This window comes from Nonomuraea sp. KM88 (genome assembly GCF_052245635.1).
In the GTDB taxonomy this organism is placed as follows: domain Bacteria; phylum Actinomycetota; class Actinomycetes; order Streptosporangiales; family Streptosporangiaceae; genus Nonomuraea.
Map to the genome: position 1 here is coordinate 1 of NZ_JBQQCC010000067.1, position 1181 is coordinate 1181.

A 1181-nucleotide genomic window follows, 5' to 3' on the forward strand; every position below is an offset into this window, starting at 1 on the left:
GATGACGGAAGCGCTGGAATTGCCGCTGCACATGCGGCGGAACGGGCTTGACCCGGTCGAGGAACTGGCCCGGGTTCGCGACGGCGAGGGTGTGGTGCGGGTGGAGACGCCGTTCGGCCTGCCCGCGTACCTGGTCTGCCGCCACGAGGAAGTGCGCCGGGTGCTGGCGGATCCGGCCCGGTTCAGCAGCGCCCTGACACCGTTCCCCGGATCGGGGCAGATGAACGCCGACGAGCTGGCCAAGATGCAGGCCGGGCAACTGATCGGATTCGACCCGCCCGAGCACACGCGGTTGCGCCGGATGCTCACCCCGGAATTCACGGTACGGCGGATGCGCCGGCTGGAGCCGCGGATCAGCGAGATCGTCGAGGCGGCTCTGGACGACCTGGAGCGGGCGGGCAAGCCGGCCGATCTGGTGGCGCACTTCGCGCTGCCGGTGCCCTCGCTGGTGATCTGCGAGCTGCTGGGCGTGCCGCATGCCGACCGCGACGAGTTCCAGGAGCGTTCCGCCCGCATGCTGGACACCTCCCTGCCGATGGAGCAGCGCGTCGCGGCGCAGCGGGAGGACCGCGCCTACATGGCCGGCCTAGTGGACCGCGCCCAGGCCGACCCCGGCGAGGACCTGCTCGGCATGCTGGTACGCGAGCACGGCCACGATCTCAGCACCGACGAGCTGATCGGCATCGCGAGCCTGCTGCTGCTGGCCGGGCACGAGACGACCTCGAACATGCTCGGCCTGGGCACCCTGGCCCTGCTCCGGCACCCTGACCAGCTGACGATGATCCGCGATGACCCGGCCCAGGTCGAACCCGCCGTCGAGGAGCTGTTGCGCTGGCTGTCCGTCGTGCAGTCGCTGCTGCCACGCACGACCACGACGGAGGTGGAGATCGCCGGGCATGCCATCCCCGCGGGCTCGCTCGTGATCTGCTCGTTCCCCGCCGCCAACCGCGACCCCGCCTTCGCCGACGATCCCGAGACCCTCGACGTCACCCGGCAAGCCGCCGGCCACGTCGCGTTCGGCCATGGCGTGCACCACTGCCTCGGGGCGCCGCTGGCCCGGATGGAGATGCGCATCGCCTTCCCCGCGCTGCTTCGCCGCTTCCCCGGCCTCGCCCTGGCCGATCCGTACGAGCAGGTGGACTTCCGCGCCTTCAGCCTCGTGTACGGCGTGCACACGCTGC

Annotated in this window: 1 protein-coding gene; it reads left to right on the forward strand. The window is 71.3% G+C overall.

The features are described from left to right. Nucleotides 1-1181: cytochrome P450 (locus tag ACTWPV_RS49680; RefSeq protein ID WP_443157223.1), on the forward strand; the 1181-nt coding region annotated here is incomplete at both ends.